Here is a 14,939-nt window from a genome sequence, read left to right on the forward strand (position 1 = left end):
GTCTTCAAAATCAGCTTGATGAATAGCGTTACTGTTTGGCTGGTTAGTGGTTGGTATACCCGTTTTACCTTGGCTTTCCTGCGGTTTTCTTTCTTTCCGGTTGCCCAATATTTCAACGTCATTGACTAAAAATTCGGGGGATATCCTTTGCTGACCGGATTTGTCTGTCCATTTATTTTCCTTGTAGGAGGCAGTGACACGAACAAATGTGCCTTTTTGTGCATGCTTGTCGATATATTCGGCTATTTGCTTAAATGCCTTGCAGTTTATCCATGTGGTGTCATCAATCCATTGACCGCTGTTGTCTTTTCTTGATTTGCTGATAGCGAGAGAAAATACGGATATGGGATTTTTATCCTGGGTATAGCGGACTTCTAATTTTCCGATGCGTCCGGTAAAGTGACACTGATTCTGGTTTGCCATGATGCCTCCACTTTTTGATTAATTCTGTTGATTTCTGATTTTAATTTTTCAATAAAAATTTGAACGGCCTGTTCAATCTCGTTAACTAAATCATCATCCTTGATAATTCGGGTTTTATAGTAAGCAAGGTTGGGGGGAAGTCTGTCATCATAGCTGACAAAATCGCACCAGTTTCTGCCTGTGCACATCATTTGGCCGTGCATTTGTAACAGGTATTCGTATTTAGGTTTTCCTGTAATAATGGTTTCAATGTGGGTAGTGGTGTTGGGGCATTTAATTTCGATAAGTCCATCATCATTAACCAGGCCATCAGGACTGGCGCCAAATAGCGCAATAGTCGGGTGGGGAATAAAGCCTACTTCGGTGACCGTGACATCAAACTCATTAAGGCAATATCGTGTTCTGGCTTGAGGCTCGAGGGCAATGCCTCGTTCAATCGCCTGACTGGTTTTAATTTCTTCTCGTCGTCCGGTCAGGGTTTCACAGACTAACAGCATGAGGTAGTTTCGTTGTGTTGTCCCCTTGCCTTTGGATAACACCTTGTGTAAATTGCTGGCGGTGACTTTCCCCAGTCTTGCCTGAAACCATTCGTCCGTTTTCTGCTTCATGATGAGCCTCATTTTTCATTGCAATATTGCGATAAATCGCCATTTTGTTTTCTTCGCCAATAATTTCTTTCTCTTCTAGTGTTAACTGTTGCCAATGGGTTTTCATCGACTCAACACCCCCTTTTGCTGCTGTTTCTAATTCCTTGATTAATTGCTCGTAACGGGCTTTTTGTTGTGCCTGTTCTTGTTGTATCACGACTTTTTCCTGTTCGGGTAAATCTTCACCGGCATAGATATAAAACCCTAATCCAAACATCGAAATGGCTTTAGTGAGGCAACGCATCAGCGCTTTGTTGATATCAACGGCGTTAGGGTTAGAAATCGCCTGATTCCGGTAATCCATAACGGGTAACCACATTTTGCGGGGAAATTCGTTATCACCCTGTTTAATGGTGAGGGTTAATGACACCATGGCACTGCCATCATCGTTATAGTTCATGGGTTCAATGACATAGTAAGATTCTGGGTAGTGCGCCATTAACACGCCCCACGCCCACGCCCATGAGAGATAAGAAAGTCCGTTTTTCTTTTCTATTTTTTCGTTAACATTAATGGCAGAAAGCGTTTCCCAAACTTGCTGTTGAAAACTTTTTTCTTTTTCGGTATGTTGTATTTCGCTCATAGATATTTCCTCTTAGGCGCTCGAATTGCTTTGTATCGATGAATGTGCTCATTTTTGAAATGGTCAAACAGCGCCTGCCAGATATCGTCAAAATCCTCATTACTGAGTTTTCTCATGACGGATGAAGGTAGGCAGTCATAAACAGGCTGGACAAGTTCGCTGATTTCGTCGTCCAGTCTGTCTTCCCAATAAGCAATTTCCTGCTGTTGTTCGTACCCGTAATCTTGCATGGCGTAAGGGTTCATATCACTTCCTATCTTGCTAACAGTAAAACGAGGCTTGCCAACAAAATTATTAGCAAGGTGGGGATAATTTTTATGGAATCTTTTTTAACGAAGCTGTCACTATTTAAACGATAGCGAAGCTCCTGCTGTTTAAGCTGGTTCATGTTTTTAACCCTTAATTGATATTCAGATGTGATTAATTTGTAGAATCCGGTCTTTATTCGTCCGTTTTCTTTGATTGATGCTTGAGTAGTGCCTGTGTTGCTCTGCGGTGGCGACGATGCGCGTTATAGAGTTCACGCTTTTTCTTCATTAACGCCCTATAGTGGCGATTTGTATATTTGATGACGCCTTCGTATTCCGGTTTTTCTGGGCGAAGTGAACCACAATGCGCTCTGGGGTCGCCATGTTTAATCAAATATTGACGTATGGCCGAATGATAAATATCTTTCAGCGTCACGATGGCTTTTTCACAGGCAAAAATATCTTTGGATGCGGCAATGATACGCGCGATAATAACGTCCTGATTCATTGTCATCTTAGGCCACCTGACTATATTTGTTGTGAGTGAATTCGCCGTTCCAGTCTTTCTTCATGGGTAGCTTACCTTTGAGGTATTGGTGATATAGCCATGAAGCCCCCTTTTTGAGCAGAACGATTTTGTAACACTGACGTTGCCCGTAATCGTTTGTCATGATGAAGGGGGATTCGGTTAAATATTTATCTCTCGCATAGGAATGCACACGCCAGACATGAGATTTGCTGATATCCTTTTCTGCATCGTAGAGAAAATGGCGCGATTCGAGAAAAAGGTTGACCTGGTTAATGTTAACGCCATTAAGTTGTTTGCAAAACTGGACGGGTGTCATACCAACCTGGAACAGGTTTTTTAAGCAATCGATTTCGGTTTGCTGTTCTTTATTAACTAACGATAAGTGTTGAACCTTTTCGGCCATTTCAGCGGCAAGCCTTAGCGCTTCAGGAAGTGTTTGTGGAATAACATGGGTAGCCGTTTTTGCCTGTCTTTCACATTCAATAAAGTACTGTCTTGCCTGTTTCCCTTTTTCATTGCGCTCAACCATTGATAGTTCTTTGGCCATATCGATACTGATGCAGTAGTCTTTCATTGGACGTTGGCGAGATTTTGCACTACTCAAATTTGAGTAGCTCAAATTTTCAACAATAATATAGTCAATGTTCTCTTCAAAACCATATTCTGTTATACGCCTATTTATCCAATCATTAAATCGTGTAGTAATTTCCAAAAACACATGTAAATCACGGGCATTAACCGTCTTGATTAATCCACCATTGATATTTTTTGTTTCGATGTTGATTAAATTTGACATAAGGATATCCCTCAAAGTTAATTGATTAATGATTGCCCCTGTAAAAAGGGGCGTTAGGATTATTTAGTGACGTTGGAGGAAGTGAGTCAATTCAGCTTTATGCCAGTTTGATAGCGCACCGTTTAGCATTAGCTGATTATCCTGTGTAGCCTGAGATAACAAAGTTTCAATCTCAGCGATAACTTTGTCGGCATTTTCACGTTTGCGGATAATTCGTTTAATCGCTGTTTTTTCTGCATCGGCTATCACACCTTGCAGATGCTCTGTTACATGCCAGATACGCTCACATTCTGAGGCGATAGAAGGGACTAGCCGTACTTCCATAGGATAAGGTGAAGGAATGCCTGTGACTTCTCTTAATGCATACCAGATAGCATTATTCCATGCATCTCTGAAACGAAAGTTTTGCGTCATGAGTGCAATGATACGGGCGAGATTTTGGGTATCTTTGTTGCTGAACTTTTCGTGCGCTTCAGGGTGGGGTTGGTATTTTGGATGCTCATATTTTCCTGTTTTGCGGATAGATGGGAGTACTTCATTTGTTACCCATTTGCGAAAACGATGAGGAAGCGTTCCTTGTTTGACTGCATCACGGCAACGCAGTACTAGGGTAAACATACCAGATTCGGATATCAAGGAAATACGCTGAGCACCTATTCCAGGCTGACTGTCGGTTAAAGCGACGGTCGTCTTTTCGTCATTATCTAATTTATTTAAAGCATCTCTGTTATTGCTGATTCCGAGAGCAGAACATATATCAATACCCACAAACCACGGCTCACCGCTCAAAATAACTGTACGCACTTCATGCATTTCAAAGGAGAATGGAATAATAGATAGTGTGGTCATAATGACCTCCGATGGTTGCTTAATTTACCACCACCAAGAGGTTCTAATCTCTATATTGGCGGTGAACTGAACAGGGTTAGAACTACCGAAGCAACCGTCGGCCAGCTTTTCAGCTGCCCCATCCAGCCCACCATTGAATTGTGGCCAGATTACGACATTAAAAAACACGCTCGCGGCGTGCATATGTCGCGGTTGCTAATCACGGGGTTCTAATCCCGACATCTGATTTTGCAGATGCAGATAAACTATAGCGCATGATTTCTTCTTTCGTCAATGGTTAATGTTGAGTTATACTTACCAAAAAGGAGGATTCCCTATGGGTCAGGTTGCATTTGATACACAAGAATTTGTCGAAACATTAGAGAATGCGGGTTTGCCAAAAGAGCAGGCTAAAGCAATTTCTATTGCTGTACGTAAGTCACATGAGGTTGCTGATGTAGCCACCAAGAGAGATTTAGAAGATGTACGTAAAGATTTAACTACTCAAATAACAGAAGTTCGTAAAGACTTATCGGCTGAGATTTCTAACGTCCGCAAAGATTTATCTTCTGAGATAGCACTAGTCCGTAAGGATGTTGAACATATTGCTACTGGACTACTTTTAAAACTTGGGGGTGTAATCGTTGTGACTATTAGTGCGGCAACGGCAATACTAAAATTTTTCTAATCCCTGTGTTGCAGGTTCAAATCCTGCACAGCCCGCCAATTTCCCAGTATATCTTCATCAGTCTTAAATTATCTTTTTTAAGACGCTTATTTTCTTTTGTTAAGCACTGTATAATTTCTTTGAAAGTTCTTGTTTCCATGTCGTCGTCATTCCATATATCAATACTGCTTAAGTATATTGAGTCGCTTAAATCACGACTGCCGTTAGTCACCCCAACCAGATTGCCCATATTTGGGTGCTTTGCCGTGACAATGCGTGGATTGTCCAATCTCATGATGTGTACTCCTTCTTATTGCGCCGTTTGGTTTAACCAGTCAGGTCGTTCACCTTTACCCAAGTAAAAGTCTAAAATATCAAGTAAGCGAGGGTAGAATTCAATTGCTTTTCTACCGCCCATAACTACGATTTCTGCTTTGCTAAATTGCCGCCAATTCTCTACAGAATGACGCTGACATCCAGCATGCAAATAGTCTCCATTTGTGATTGAGATTGGATAGGTTTCACCCAAAATCACATATGTTTGTTCTGGCAAGGCGGCTCCAAATAGGTTGGCTCCACGTAGGTCAGTTTCACATAGGTCGGCTCCAAATAGGTTGGCTCCACATAGGTCGGCTTCACGTAGTTTGGTTCCACGTAGGTCAGTTTCACATAGGTTGGCTCGGAATCCGTTTTCACCAAGCGATTCTATATACACTTTATGTTCATCAAGTATTTTTCTTAATTCATCGTTATTCATTTCATTTCCTTTAGGTAACAAAAAAAAGACCTAATCAGGTCTTATGTATATGAGGTAGGACGTGTGCCAAGTGCCACTTGGTGTCCGATTACAGTCATCACGGACGGGTAAACGTAATCAAACTATATTTAGCTATTGAAAGATAATTTATAGTGTGTTGACTGTCCCACGAGCGCATAGCCGCATTCACACATCCTGAAATTGATTTGATTGCCTGATTATTTTGCCACTTCAGGCGGCAGTGGTTCTTCACATTCCCCAACGTGAAGGAATCGGTTATAATTCAATCTTCCCGACGTGAGAAGGATTTATGTGACGATGCTTTATTTTTTAATTTAGTTATATTTGATTTTATATTACTTGAGCTAACTGTCATTTCAGTTCCTTGTTTTTTAAGGCCCAATTTAATACATCATAAAGAAGCCATTTTTTAGATAGTATCTGAACACCATCGTTACAAACAGGTTTAGGGAAGTCTTTTTCTAACATTATTTTATCTTTAAGCGCAATATAATTAACGCCAAGTATCGATGATAGATAGGATAGATTACATTCAATTTTGTTATTTTTAAGCATGAATAGTAGAGCATTTATGAATATTTCATCTTTAACTATATAATTTTTTCTCATATGAGACCTCGAAACTAATTAAGTATATGACGTATAATCTTAACAATTAGCGGTTACTCCAAAATTGTTTTTAGGTTTATTGTTAAACCGTCTAGAAGTGTACAAAGCTGCAATAGGAAGACAGCAGTTATTAAATGCGTCATAAACTTTAGTAGGACGAATTGATATTGCTTTTTCTACACGACTCATCACTTTTCTTTTCAGAGAAAGGAGAGGGCGCTTGGTGTTTGGTGTTGTTTGTTGCTGAGAGGGTTTGCTTGGATTTAAGGCTGCTTTCAATGCCATATTAAGTGCTTTGTTATATTCATAAGCTGCTTGCCTGGCTCTTCTACGCTCATGTCGACGACTACGAGCATTATCATAACCATGAAAGTTACACATATTACCTCCTGACAATGGGTTTTGGTGGTGTGTGCCGGAGGTATCCGGATTATATTTACAGTCATATTGGTAGTTCCCTGGTGTTGGTTTGAACTTAATGACTGTATTTTGGTTATTTCACACACCCTAAAACCGACTGTTTGGGTGTTTTATGGTTACGCTTTTTCAGCGAAAGGGTGTTAAAGAGCGGTACTGCTTAAGTGTCGTCACTTGCCTTCATGTTCATATGCCTCAGGCTGGCTACTTAGCAACGTCTGGCTCGGCTTAAGATAACTCGTGGTATTGTCTTGGCGTTTGCCTGTTGCAGTGAGTTGATGGGATTAATGTAACTTAAATTACTAATAATGTCAACTGTTAAGTAATTTATATTACGTATTGATGGGTAAAAAAGCTCCTTTTAAAGAAGCTTTTAATTTTTATTTTATTGTAATTCTTGAATTATTTTAGTAACACGTCCTTTAATGGTGTAGTTACCTTCTAATTCAATTATTTTAAATGAAGGATTTAGAGGGATTAAATATTTATTAGGCCCATCTATAGATAGTTTTTTTATGGTTGGCTCTTTCGAGTTCTCTAACTGAATAACAATAATCTTACCATTGAGATCATCAAAATCACCATAATTAGGATCTACTAAGATCTTAGAACCATCTGGTATTGAGGGTGATCCGTGAGGGTTTGCCATTGAGTCGCCTTTTACTAACATCATAAAAGCATTGGCTGATACATCAGACATGACTTCACTCCAAACTGTTAAGTCACTTATTTCAGCAAAAGGAGTTATTCCATCCCACTTGCTGATCTGCTCCCCTGTTAATAAAGGGATCCTTTTAAAGGTTGCAGAAGATAAGCGATATAACTTTGTATCATCTTCGGAGCGTAAATCTTTGCCATAAAGCAGCCACTCTATATTGCATGCTAATACTTTTGTCAGTATATGAAGATTTTCTCCATCAGGTTTTGTGTCTCCATTTTCCCATTTTGTTACTGAAACGCGACTGACACCCAGAGCTTTTGCTATCTCGTTTTGGGTGAGTCTTAATTCTTTTCGCTTATCGCGAATGCGGTTGCCAATGCTGGTTTTCATGTAATCAATGTTACCATTAATAATGGTAACATGTATTGACAAATCAATGTAACTCCTGTTACCATTTTTTCAGATAAGTAATTCAAGGGGTAAGAAGTGAAAAAGAATGAAGTAATTAGATACTTTGGAGGCGTTCGTAATACCGCAAAAGTATTAGGGATAACACATGTTGCTGTTTCACGATGGCCATTAGTTATCCCTGAAAAAAGAGCCATGCAATTAGAACGCTTGACTAAAGAAAAGCTTAAATATGACTCTTTTTTATATAAAAAATAGACGAGTATTTTCATAAAAATTAATGAGTTATTAAGTAAATTTTTTGAGATTTAGACTTTATATAAAAACAACAGCTCTTTAACAACCTGGCCTCCCTGAAATTGGGAGATTTTTAAATACCCAGCCCATCGGGAGGGATAACTATTATCTGAAACTTATGGACTAAGTTTAGGATAGTATTGCTGCAAAGACTATCAAATTGTCAGGCAGCTCTTAATTTTGCCGCTCTTGTCCGTGATACTGCAAAGATTGATGTGTGAGGAAGTAAAGCCGCATTTTTATGTTTCACTGGCTTACTCTGACCATAGCACTTACGGCGTACATCACGAATGATAGCTAATTGATAGTCACTTGCTGTTGGGTGGAATTCTTTGATGTGTTCGTAAGATTTGTTGGGATTGAAACGTTTAGTACATACGGGGCATATAGCAGATGTTTTTTTCATAATATTTTTCCTTAACAAATTAGATGAATAAATAGTCCTGTTTGTAATGGAAAATGGGTTCTGCCACTTCGGTACATTGTCTCTTAAGAGATACGCCGTCCGCCCGTGCGTTAGAGTGCGCCGTTCACTTTTTTCAATCTCTGGCTGTTTGCCTTTGATACACAAATAATATGCGTAAAAAACAAATGCGTCAAGCGCATTATTAAATTCAATAGAATTTTTACCATGAGAATTTTCATTTTATTGATTTATAGGTTTTTTATTTAAATGTTAAAAAATGAGGAATTATAAATAGGTCATAGAGATAAAAAGATTAATTTAGGGAGCTCTGATACCACGTTTTTTTAGCATCTCATTAAAAATTATATCGTAGTGAGTTTTTCTATCTCTCATTTCTTTGATAAAACGTTTAGCTTCTTCTTCTGGAAGGCTATCATATAGTTCAAGTAATTCGATTTGATCTTCTTTAAGATTACTATACTTTCGATTGTTTTTGTGTAGAGAATTACTAGCTTCATTACTATCTAAAAATAGATCAGCTATTTGTACTCCTAATGCTGAAGCAATTTTTAAAAGAGTATTTTCACTATATCCTTGCTTGTTTCTTTCAAGACGAGAGATATTGCCCACATCGCTATTAATAGCTGTAGCCAATTGAAGAATGGTCATACCTTTCTTTTTTCTAAGTTCTCTAATTCTAGTACCTACACTCATATAATAATTAAATATTCTTTTTGCGTTTTACACAAAGCGTCTTGCACATATTTTAAAGTTGAATTATTATGCGCATAACGCATTTAAGGAGATCTTTATGCAGACACCACTACGAAAAATTAGAATTGAAAATGAATTAACAATTGTTCAAGTTGCAACCGCTATAAACTGTGATGCAGGAAACTTGAGTCGATTAGAAAGGGGAACTCAATCTGCGTCTTTAGAATTAGCTGAGAAACTCTCACGATTCTATGAAGGAAAGATAAGCGAAATACAAATTCTTTACCCACAAAGATTTATAAAAAATTAAATTCATAACCATAATCACCGAACGATGCGGTATACCATCGGGCGACCGGATAGCATTCCGCTAAATGGCTGAAGCGGCAAAACCCACTTAATCACTCACAATCTAACTCTATCTATTATTTTTTCACAAACCTCATAGGAATATCGAGGTAGGGAATTTTATTACTTAAGGATTATAACCATGGAATATACAAAAACTATCAAAATCACCTGCAAACCTGAGCATTTAGAATCTTACTTCTACCAGAAAATGGCTTCGGAAGGCGGTAATAACGGGTTTGCCAAATCACTCGGGATTCACCCCTCAACAGCGAGTCGGGATAAAACCAGAATCTTTAAATTAGCCTGTCAGGTTGTTTCAGAATACGGCTTGCCAAGGCATGTGGTGAATGTGCCTGATTCATCGACACAGGAAGTTGTTATTACAAATATATCAGGTGAAGAAATACGCAAGCTGATAGACATGCTGGAGCATTTGAGATGGCCAAAAAAAGAAGCTCCAGAGTTAAAAAACAATGGAGCTTGCAAATATCATATCGAACTTTGAGTTTAGTTAGTATTTCAAGGAGAAGGGAAACGCCAAATTTCCCTTTTTTCTTTCAATTTCAACGAGGTCATTATGCCAAAAAAACGCCGATTTTACCAGTCAAATATCCATAAAAACATTATTCGAGAGAGAGTCAATCGCTCTTTCACGGAGTTAGCCGCCAAGAAGCTCACAACCGCATTTGAAGATGCAAAATTAAGGCTTAAACATCGCAAAGAATCCATTAGAGGTAATCAGTATGAGTAGAATAGCTACAAATTGGGCATGGAAAATTAATTTAAAAGCTTCTCAGAAGTTATTATTACTGGCGCTTGCTGAAAGAGCTGACGAACATCATTGCTGCTATCCAAGTTATCAACGACTGATTAATGATACAGGACTAGATAAAAAAACTATCTGCCGACAAATAAACCAAATGATAGCTGAAGGGGTAATAATCGATACTGGCGAGAGAAAAGGCTCAACAAAACAGGTTAAAGTTTTACAGTTAAATATAGCCGAAGAAGAGTACCAAAAACGGGATACTAAACAATCCCAAAAACGGGATGGTAAACAGTACCAAAATGGGAACAGTACCGAAATTGGTAACGATCCCAAAAACGGTACTTTGAAGGATCCCAAAAACGGTACTTTGAAGGATCCCAAAAACGGTACTCAGAATCTATCAGTAGAACCTAACATAGAATCTAAAGATCTTAACACCCAAAAAACTGTTCAAAAAAAATCGATTGAAAAAATTTCTCGTTATGCGTTTGAAGGTGAAGTGATTCGACTCAATCACAAAGACTTCGCCGATTGGCAAAAACTTTACCCTAATCTCGATCTGCCCAGTGAATTACTGAGGCTGGATATTGAGTATCAACACGAAAAACCGAAGAAGTGGTTTATCACCACGAGTCAGAAACTGAATTACCAGAACAAACAGGCTGTAAGAAATCCTGTTCGAAAGGTTTCAGGTATGGTGACTAATTTTTCGCATTTTGATTATGGTCAAACCGAAATTCCCTCATGGGCAGAGGTTTAACATGGACTATCGAACAAAAATAGAATCATTGAAAACTCGGTTGGAAGAAACACGTCAAAAACCGAAAGTGATAGAAAATACTGTCGTGCAGGAGATAACTATCACTTGTGAGAAACACGGAGAATATCAAACCTACAAGCGAAAATTGTTGAGTTTGAGAGGGATAGAAACACAAGGTGAATGTCCTGAATGCCTGAGAGAAAAAATAACAGCGCTAGAGCAGGAGCAGCGGGCGGTTGAGCGCAAGCGAGTTCATCAGGACAAACTTGATTTACTAAGATTGTTCAATGTTCCGAAACGGTTTGATATGGCTTCTTTGGATAACTATGAACCTGTCAATAGTTACGCCAGACAGTGTTTAGCTGTTTGTAAGTCCTATGCTGCAAAATGGCCTGAAAGATTGAAACAGGGGGGCGGATTGGTTATGTGTGGTAAGCCAGGGACAGGGAAAAACCATTTGGCAATTGGAATAGGGAAATCGATTATCGAAAACTTCATGGCTTCGGTCAGGCTGACATCAGCGATTAAAATTGCCCGAAATTTTAAGGCGACGTGGGCGAAGGATTCAGAAGAACGTGAGTCAGATGTGATCGAAATGTACGCTTCACCAGACCTGCTTATCATCGATGAGGTGGGTGTCCAATTCGGTAGTGATGTAGAAAAAATGATTTTATTTGAAATTATTAACTGTCGTTATGAAGACTTAAAGCCAACGATATTAATTAGTAATTTGCCCAAGGAAGAATTAGCAACCTTTGTTGGCGAGCGAGTTATGGACAGGATGAATGACGGAGGGGGTTGTACACTCACGTTCACTTGGGAAAGCTACCGTTCACGCAAAAAAGCCGCTTAGTCTTACGCTTAAATTATTCGTATCAGGACCCCCAATGAAATACCTCATCGTAGCAACCATTGTTAAGGGTGGTATGTGACCTAACATGTAGTAGTATGTTTTCTTGATTCAACCATAGCAGGCAGTGTGAATGCATATAACAGGAATAACTCTGTAAAATTGAGTATTTCTTCCGCTTCTTCTTGAGTAAACTCTTCATCTGAATGAATAGCACCATTTGAATCAATCCGAATAATATGTGCCCAGTTTTTCATTTGTTCGGTGATTCTATCTTTAGCTTGCAGCATGGAAATACGTTGAGATAGTTTTTCATTTTTCACTTCGTCCCCTAAAAGTTCTTTGGTTGCAATATCGATAACCTTTCGACAATTCATCACGGAGGTTTCATAGCGATGACGCTGTAAATCGTCTTTCGATTCGATGAAAAATTTAGCTACTCTAGTAGGTGAATTTTCAGGGCATGTATTAGCTTTCACTTCAGGATAAATCTTATCCAATCTAAAAATTGAATCATCATGAGGTAAGACAATATTTATATCTTCACGCATGCAATATGAATAAGGGCTTCCGTTAGGAAAAGAAGAATGCACAACAGCAATACCTGTTTGTTCACAGCTTCTACAATAAAATGGAATATCATAAAAATCTGTATCATTTCTACGGTGTTCACTAAACCCAACTAACACTGCATTGTCTTTAAGGCAATGTGGGCAGGTGATATCAAAAGAGAGCATTCCCATGAGTAATTTAACTCCATATTTAAAAGATATATCGTCAATATTAAAAAATTCAGAAAGACCGGAATTCGCATTGTTACAACGTTATGAAACGACATCCGATAACCAAAAGATTAAATTTATCCTATCGATGATAGGCAAGCTCATTGAACAGGACAGAATGTTAAGAGTCAAGAACAAGGTAATTGAAGAAAACAATTATGAAATACCAAATCGAAGCAACCATTGTTAAGAATGGTGGCGAGCCTGTTCATTTTAACTTTAATGAAACATTAGTTAAATAGAAATTAATTAACAGAATTTAGTTGATTATTTTTTTTTAATGTAAACATAATGACGTGTGAGTATAAATAATTTTTACTCAACTGGTTAGATTAGAGGTTAAATTATGTTAACACCGTTTGGTAAAATTGTAAGAATAATGCGTATGGATTTAGGTATTAACTTGAAATGCATGGCTGAATCTATTGGTATGACATCTTCTTATCTTTCCTCAATCGAAACGGGCAAAAGAGCTATTACGCCGCAAATTTTAGATAATATTGTCTCATACCTTGCTAAAAATGAAGAAGAGTCGATCAACCTGAGAAAGGCAGCAAGAGATTCCCAGCAATCGGTGGAGATAAGTTTGTCTGGCAAAAGTACCAATGCAAGAAAGGCCGCTATGTCTTTCGCTAGAAAGTTTGATGACTTAAACGAAGATGATTTTGCTAGACTTTTAAATTTACTTAATAGGAATAAACACAAGTAATAGGGAGATTCAAGATTTGAGCGGTTCTGTATACAAAGTGCCTATCTTGAGCCGAATGGAAATTCGTAACTTCACAGATACAATTAGACAAAAGGTAAAAATTTCAGGTGCATAAAAATGAGATAATAGGCAGGAGGCGCATTTGGAAGACAAACTACTCTTCCACGAATCAACGAAACAATCCGTCTGGCAAACACTAAAAGCCATCCTCGCAACAAACCAACCGCATCAACTCATCATTAAGCCTTACCGAAAAACTCGCTCACTCTCTCAAAACTCACTTTTTCACCTGTGGACAGGGGAGATAAGCAAGTATTTGTGTGCTAACGGCGCTCACTTCACACCTGAGCAAGTGAAGGAAATGCTTAAGCACACATTTCTTGGCTATGAAGTGGTCGAGCGTATTGATGTGACCACACAGGAGCCAGAGCGCGTCAGAACGCTCAGGAGGACATCAAAGCTTGATACGGGGGAAATGCATGTCTTTATGCAAAAAGTGGAATGCTGGGCGATTGGCATCGGTTTTTTCGTGACAATACCGGAAAGCTCGGAGTATATGAAATTAAAAAAGTAGCAGGATAAATAATGACAACTTTAAACGATGCAGTTTATCAGCGAATCGATGGTGATCAATATCGTCACATTTATGCCGTAGGTGACTTGCATGGCTGCTATGCGTTACTAATGGAAAAAATACAACATTTTGATTTTGATGAAGAAAAAGATTTGATTATATCTGTTGGTGATTTAATAGATAGGGGTGATCAGAATGTTGAGTGTCTTGATCTATTAAATGAGAAATGGTTTAAGGCAGTTCGTGGTAATCATGAAGAAATGGCTATTAATGCATTGAAAACAGGCGATCTTGACGGTTGGATATATAACGGTGGCCAATGGTTTTTTATGCTTGATTATGAACAGGAAATATTAGCAAAGACATGTTTAAAATTAGCCGAAAAATTACCTCTCATTATTGAATTAAATGTTAATAACAAAAAAATAATCATTGCTCATGCTGACTATCCTGATGATGAATATGAATTTGGAAGGGATATTAATGAAATCGATGTTGTCTGGAGCAGGGATAGAATTAGCAAAAGGGAAAGTAGAGAAATTAAAGGCGCTGACCTTTTTATATTCGGGCATACTCCATTAATTAAAGGTTCTTGGCGTAGAAGCAATCAAGAATACATAGATACAGGGGCAGTATTTGGTAACGAACTGACATTAAAGAAAATAAAATGAATGCGTTATTAATAATATCTCTCGTTGTTTTCTGCATTATTTTTTGGTTATTAATCGCATTTGGAAACTTATAATATTGGAAAAATCTAAAATCACCGTTCCTTTCCCTCCTTCCGTAAATCACTACTGGTATCACGCAAAACACAAACACTTCATCACCGCAAAAGGGAGATTATACCGCCAGTCGGTAGTTGCAGAAATCCTGCATCAAAAGCTTTGTAAGCGATTATCGCAACGTTTAGGGGTTGAGATAGGGGTGTATCCACCTGACCGTCGTAAGCGAGATTTAGATAACCTGATGAAAGCACCGATTGATGCACTCTGTCATGGTGGGTTGATAATTGATGATGCTCAGATAGATGTGTTGCACGTTGAGCGAAAGGAAATCATTAAGGGCGGGAAACTGGTTATCACCATTTGGGAATTAGCGTAATCAAGAAACCAACATTCAACGCAGGGCAT

General features: G+C 38.5%; 26 protein-coding genes. 11 read left to right on the top strand and 15 right to left on the bottom strand.

Annotation, left to right across the window (positions count from 1 at the left end; translation table 11 throughout):
- From AC01GB_RS00540 to AC01GB_RS00570, 7 genes are all read right to left on the bottom strand, one after another.
- A partial coding sequence (locus AC01GB_RS00540; protein ID WP_474449776.1) for a single-stranded DNA-binding protein occupies positions 1-423 on the bottom strand: 423 nt, incomplete at its 3' end.
- On the bottom strand, positions 375-995 hold the full coding sequence (locus AC01GB_RS00545; protein ID WP_474449804.1) for a lambda exonuclease family protein: 621 nt from the start codon (positions 993-995) through the stop codon (positions 375-377). The genes AC01GB_RS00540 and AC01GB_RS00545, both read right to left, overlap by 49 nt.
- Positions 904-1,653: a Sak single strand annealing protein gene (locus tag AC01GB_RS00550; protein WP_474449777.1), complete on the bottom strand. Its 750-nt coding sequence runs from the start codon at positions 1,651-1,653 to the stop codon at positions 904-906. The genes AC01GB_RS00545 and AC01GB_RS00550 overlap by 92 nt, the downstream gene beginning before the upstream one ends.
- A complete protein-coding gene (locus AC01GB_RS00555; protein WP_474449779.1) occupies positions 1,650-1,898 on the bottom strand; it encodes a hypothetical protein in 249 nt (82 codons plus the stop codon). The genes AC01GB_RS00550 and AC01GB_RS00555 overlap by 4 nt, the downstream gene beginning before the upstream one ends.
- A gap of 196 nt (positions 1,899-2,094) precedes the next feature.
- Positions 2,095-2,415 carry a hypothetical protein gene (locus AC01GB_RS00560; protein ID WP_474449781.1) on the bottom strand — a complete coding sequence of 107 codons (321 nt, stop codon included), beginning with the start codon at positions 2,413-2,415 and terminating at the stop codon, positions 2,095-2,097.
- 1 nt (position 2,416) lies between these two features.
- Positions 2,417-3,226, bottom strand: a complete 810-nt coding sequence (locus AC01GB_RS00565; RefSeq protein WP_474449782.1) for an antA/AntB antirepressor family protein — start codon at positions 3,224-3,226, stop codon at positions 2,417-2,419.
- Between the two features lie 63 nt (positions 3,227-3,289).
- On the bottom strand, positions 3,290-4,075 hold the full coding sequence (locus AC01GB_RS00570; RefSeq protein ID WP_474449783.1) for a BRO-N domain-containing protein: 786 nt from the start codon (positions 4,073-4,075) through the stop codon (positions 3,290-3,292).
- Between the two features lie 316 nt (positions 4,076-4,391).
- On the opposite strand from AC01GB_RS00570, the gene AC01GB_RS00575 reads away from it, so the two are divergent.
- Positions 4,392-4,742: a CCDC90 family protein gene (locus tag AC01GB_RS00575; RefSeq protein WP_474449784.1), complete on the top strand. Its 351-nt coding sequence runs from the start codon at positions 4,392-4,394 to the stop codon at positions 4,740-4,742.
- 16 nt (positions 4,743-4,758) lie between these two features.
- Here AC01GB_RS00575 and AC01GB_RS00580 read toward each other — a convergent pair whose 3' ends face one another.
- The 5 genes from AC01GB_RS00580 to AC01GB_RS00600 form a co-directional block, all read right to left on the bottom strand.
- Positions 4,759-5,016 (bottom strand): hypothetical protein, encoded by a 258-nt coding sequence (locus AC01GB_RS00580; RefSeq protein WP_474449785.1) that lies wholly within the window; start codon positions 5,014-5,016, stop codon positions 4,759-4,761.
- Between the two features lie 15 nt (positions 5,017-5,031).
- Entirely contained in the window at positions 5,032-5,478 is a 447-nt protein-coding gene (locus tag AC01GB_RS00585; protein ID WP_474449786.1) for a pentapeptide repeat-containing protein, read from the bottom strand.
- A 372-nt stretch (positions 5,479-5,850) separates the two neighbouring features.
- A complete protein-coding gene (locus AC01GB_RS00590; protein WP_474449787.1) occupies positions 5,851-6,108 on the bottom strand; it encodes a hypothetical protein in 258 nt (85 codons plus the stop codon).
- 39 nt (positions 6,109-6,147) lie between these two features.
- On the bottom strand, positions 6,148-6,489 hold the full coding sequence (locus AC01GB_RS00595; RefSeq protein ID WP_474449788.1) for a transcriptional antitermination N peptide: 342 nt from the start codon (positions 6,487-6,489) through the stop codon (positions 6,148-6,150).
- A 421-nt stretch (positions 6,490-6,910) separates the two neighbouring features.
- Positions 6,911-7,618 (bottom strand): helix-turn-helix domain-containing protein, encoded by a 708-nt coding sequence (locus tag AC01GB_RS00600; RefSeq protein ID WP_474449789.1) that lies wholly within the window; start codon positions 7,616-7,618, stop codon positions 6,911-6,913.
- Between the two features lie 54 nt (positions 7,619-7,672).
- Between AC01GB_RS00600 and AC01GB_RS00605 the strand changes: the two genes are divergently transcribed.
- On the top strand, positions 7,673-7,852 hold the full coding sequence (locus tag AC01GB_RS00605) for a Cro/CI family transcriptional regulator (protein ID WP_026824103.1): 180 nt from the start codon (positions 7,673-7,675) through the stop codon (positions 7,850-7,852).
- Positions 7,853-8,054: 202 nt separating this feature from the next.
- Here AC01GB_RS00605 and AC01GB_RS00610 read toward each other — a convergent pair whose 3' ends face one another.
- Positions 8,055-8,297, bottom strand: coding sequence for a hypothetical protein (locus tag AC01GB_RS00610; protein WP_474449792.1), 243 nt, complete (start codon positions 8,295-8,297; stop codon positions 8,055-8,057).
- Between the two features lie 318 nt (positions 8,298-8,615).
- On the bottom strand, positions 8,616-9,011 hold the full coding sequence (locus AC01GB_RS00615) for a helix-turn-helix domain-containing protein (RefSeq protein WP_474449793.1): 396 nt from the start codon (positions 9,009-9,011) through the stop codon (positions 8,616-8,618).
- 97 nt (positions 9,012-9,108) lie between these two features.
- Between AC01GB_RS00615 and AC01GB_RS00620 the strand changes: the two genes are divergently transcribed.
- From AC01GB_RS00620 to AC01GB_RS00640, 5 genes are all read left to right on the top strand, one after another.
- Entirely contained in the window at positions 9,109-9,321 is a 213-nt protein-coding gene (locus AC01GB_RS00620) for a helix-turn-helix domain-containing protein (RefSeq protein ID WP_474449795.1), read from the top strand.
- A gap of 180 nt (positions 9,322-9,501) precedes the next feature.
- Complete coding sequence (locus AC01GB_RS00625; protein ID WP_474449796.1) at positions 9,502-9,867, top strand: hypothetical protein; 366 nt, start codon at positions 9,502-9,504, stop codon at positions 9,865-9,867.
- 72 nt (positions 9,868-9,939) lie between these two features.
- A complete protein-coding gene (locus AC01GB_RS00630) occupies positions 9,940-10,113 on the top strand; it encodes a hypothetical protein (RefSeq protein ID WP_474449797.1) in 174 nt (57 codons plus the stop codon).
- A complete protein-coding gene (locus AC01GB_RS00635) occupies positions 10,106-10,891 on the top strand; it encodes a helix-turn-helix domain-containing protein (RefSeq protein ID WP_474449798.1) in 786 nt (261 codons plus the stop codon). The genes AC01GB_RS00630 and AC01GB_RS00635 overlap by 8 nt, the downstream gene beginning before the upstream one ends.
- Before the next feature lies 1 nt (position 10,892).
- Positions 10,893-11,744, top strand: a complete 852-nt coding sequence (locus AC01GB_RS00640) for an ATP-binding protein (protein ID WP_474449799.1) — start codon at positions 10,893-10,895, stop codon at positions 11,742-11,744.
- Between the two features lie 80 nt (positions 11,745-11,824).
- On the opposite strand, the gene AC01GB_RS00645 is transcribed toward AC01GB_RS00640, so the two are convergent.
- Positions 11,825-12,484, bottom strand: a complete 660-nt coding sequence (locus AC01GB_RS00645) for a DUF4145 domain-containing protein (RefSeq protein WP_474449800.1) — start codon at positions 12,482-12,484, stop codon at positions 11,825-11,827.
- Between the two features lie 385 nt (positions 12,485-12,869).
- Between AC01GB_RS00645 and AC01GB_RS00650 the strand changes: the two genes are divergently transcribed.
- From AC01GB_RS00650 to AC01GB_RS00665, 4 genes are all read left to right on the top strand, one after another.
- Positions 12,870-13,232, top strand: coding sequence for a helix-turn-helix domain-containing protein (locus AC01GB_RS00650; protein ID WP_474449801.1), 363 nt, complete (start codon positions 12,870-12,872; stop codon positions 13,230-13,232).
- A 142-nt stretch (positions 13,233-13,374) separates the two neighbouring features.
- On the top strand, positions 13,375-13,806 hold the full coding sequence (locus AC01GB_RS00655) for a recombination protein NinB (protein ID WP_474449802.1): 432 nt from the start codon (positions 13,375-13,377) through the stop codon (positions 13,804-13,806).
- 11 nt (positions 13,807-13,817) lie between these two features.
- A complete protein-coding gene (locus tag AC01GB_RS00660) occupies positions 13,818-14,477 on the top strand; it encodes a metallophosphoesterase (RefSeq protein WP_474449712.1) in 660 nt (219 codons plus the stop codon).
- 76 nt (positions 14,478-14,553) lie between these two features.
- Positions 14,554-14,910 carry a RusA family crossover junction endodeoxyribonuclease gene (locus AC01GB_RS00665; RefSeq protein ID WP_474449803.1) on the top strand — a complete coding sequence of 119 codons (357 nt, stop codon included), beginning with the start codon at positions 14,554-14,556 and terminating at the stop codon, positions 14,908-14,910.
- The last annotated feature ends 29 nt before the right edge of the window (positions 14,911-14,939 follow it).

This window comes from Candidatus Arsenophonus phytopathogenicus (genome assembly GCF_056113345.1).

Excerpts from the sequence above, each read along its gene's own strand:
- AC01GB_RS00640 (WP_474449799.1), top strand. The coding sequence starts at position 10,893 with ATGGACTATCGAACAAAAATAGAATCATTGAAAACTCGGTTGGAAGAA.
- AC01GB_RS00585 (WP_474449786.1), bottom strand. The coding sequence starts at position 5,478 with ATGAATAACGATGAATTAAGAAAAATACTTGATGAACATAAAGTGTAT.
- AC01GB_RS00550 (WP_474449777.1), bottom strand. The coding sequence starts at position 1,653 with ATGAGCGAAATACAACATACCGAAAAAGAAAAAAGTTTTCAACAGCAA.
- AC01GB_RS00630 (WP_474449797.1), top strand. The coding sequence starts at position 9,940 with ATGCCAAAAAAACGCCGATTTTACCAGTCAAATATCCATAAAAACATT.
- AC01GB_RS00635 (WP_474449798.1), top strand. The coding sequence starts at position 10,106 with ATGAGTAGAATAGCTACAAATTGGGCATGGAAAATTAATTTAAAAGCT.
- AC01GB_RS00650 (WP_474449801.1), top strand. The coding sequence starts at position 12,870 with ATGTTAACACCGTTTGGTAAAATTGTAAGAATAATGCGTATGGATTTA.
- AC01GB_RS00660 (WP_474449712.1), top strand. The coding sequence starts at position 13,818 with ATGACAACTTTAAACGATGCAGTTTATCAGCGAATCGATGGTGATCAA.
- AC01GB_RS00620 (WP_474449795.1), top strand. The coding sequence starts at position 9,109 with ATGCAGACACCACTACGAAAAATTAGAATTGAAAATGAATTAACAATT.
- AC01GB_RS00560 (WP_474449781.1), bottom strand. The coding sequence starts at position 2,415 with ATGACAATGAATCAGGACGTTATTATCGCGCGTATCATTGCCGCATCC.
- AC01GB_RS00565 (WP_474449782.1), bottom strand. The coding sequence starts at position 3,226 with ATGTCAAATTTAATCAACATCGAAACAAAAAATATCAATGGTGGATTA.
- AC01GB_RS00555 (WP_474449779.1), bottom strand. The coding sequence starts at position 1,898 with ATGAACCCTTACGCCATGCAAGATTACGGGTACGAACAACAGCAGGAA.
- AC01GB_RS00590 (WP_474449787.1), bottom strand. The coding sequence starts at position 6,108 with ATGAGAAAAAATTATATAGTTAAAGATGAAATATTCATAAATGCTCTA.
- AC01GB_RS00595 (WP_474449788.1), bottom strand. The coding sequence starts at position 6,489 with ATGTGTAACTTTCATGGTTATGATAATGCTCGTAGTCGTCGACATGAG.
- AC01GB_RS00615 (WP_474449793.1), bottom strand. The coding sequence starts at position 9,011 with ATGAGTGTAGGTACTAGAATTAGAGAACTTAGAAAAAAGAAAGGTATG.
- AC01GB_RS00570 (WP_474449783.1), bottom strand. The coding sequence starts at position 4,075 with ATGACCACACTATCTATTATTCCATTCTCCTTTGAAATGCATGAAGTG.
- AC01GB_RS00625 (WP_474449796.1), top strand. The coding sequence starts at position 9,502 with ATGGAATATACAAAAACTATCAAAATCACCTGCAAACCTGAGCATTTA.
- AC01GB_RS00645 (WP_474449800.1), bottom strand. The coding sequence starts at position 12,484 with ATGGGAATGCTCTCTTTTGATATCACCTGCCCACATTGCCTTAAAGAC.
- AC01GB_RS00580 (WP_474449785.1), bottom strand. The coding sequence starts at position 5,016 with ATGAGATTGGACAATCCACGCATTGTCACGGCAAAGCACCCAAATATG.
- AC01GB_RS00575 (WP_474449784.1), top strand. The coding sequence starts at position 4,392 with ATGGGTCAGGTTGCATTTGATACACAAGAATTTGTCGAAACATTAGAG.
- AC01GB_RS00610 (WP_474449792.1), bottom strand. The coding sequence starts at position 8,297 with ATGAAAAAAACATCTGCTATATGCCCCGTATGTACTAAACGTTTCAAT.